The organism is Flavobacterium branchiophilum NBRC 15030 = ATCC 35035, from assembly GCF_002217205.1.
Taxonomy (GTDB): Bacteria; Bacteroidota; Bacteroidia; order Flavobacteriales; family Flavobacteriaceae; genus Flavobacterium; species Flavobacterium branchiophilum.
The window spans coordinates 1-670 of sequence record NZ_MUGT01000074.1; the positions used below are offsets into that span (position 1 = coordinate 1).

The window sequence follows — 670 nt, forward strand, 5'->3', positions numbered from 1 at the left end:
ACTACAATCCCTAACGCAATCCCGTTTTCAAAAGCAACTTTTTCCTAAAAAACAAAAACAATTCAAAAAAACAACTATTTTTGAACAACAATAAAAAAACCAAAAAATGAAAACCGAAAAACAAAAAATGCTAGATGGCGAAAACTATTTAGCCAATGATACCACACTCGTAAACGAAAGATTACGAGCAAAAAAACTCCTACACCGCCTAAACGTAACCGAATACATCATGAACGGCAGTGCCCGAAACATACTAAACAGCTTATTGCCCAACGCACACAAAAAACTGTATATAGAACCACCCTTTCATTGCGATTATGGCTACAACATCCACACGGGCGAAAACGTATATTTCAACGTCAATTGTGTTGTGTTAGACACCATGAAAGTTACCATTGGCCACAATGTTTTCTTTGGTCCCAATGTGCAAATCTATACCGCCACACACCCACTCGACCCCATAGAAAGACTTACAGTAGAATTTTCAAAACCTGTAACCATTGGCAACGATTGCTGGATTGGAGGCAACACCACCATAGTACCAGGAGTTACTATTGGCAACGGTTGCACCATTGGAGCAGGAAGCGTCGTTACAAAAAATATTCCCGACGGAGTTTTAGCAGCAGGAAATCCTGCCCAAATCATTCGGAAATTATAATACCAAATATAC

At 39.3% G+C, this 670-nt stretch carries 1 protein-coding gene; it reads left to right on the forward strand.

Going from position 1 to position 670, the window contains the following annotated elements; translation table 11 throughout:
- The first annotated feature begins 106 nt into the window (after positions 1-106).
- On the forward strand, positions 107-658 hold the full coding sequence (locus B0A58_RS09365; RefSeq protein ID WP_014083120.1) for a sugar O-acetyltransferase: 552 nt from the start codon (positions 107-109) through the stop codon (positions 656-658).
- Positions 659-670: the final 12 nt, after the last annotated feature.

Coding starts and splice junctions, on each gene's coding strand:
- B0A58_RS09365 (WP_014083120.1), top strand. CDS start 107: ATGAAAACCGAAAAACAAAAAATGCTAGATGGCGAAAACTATTTAGCC.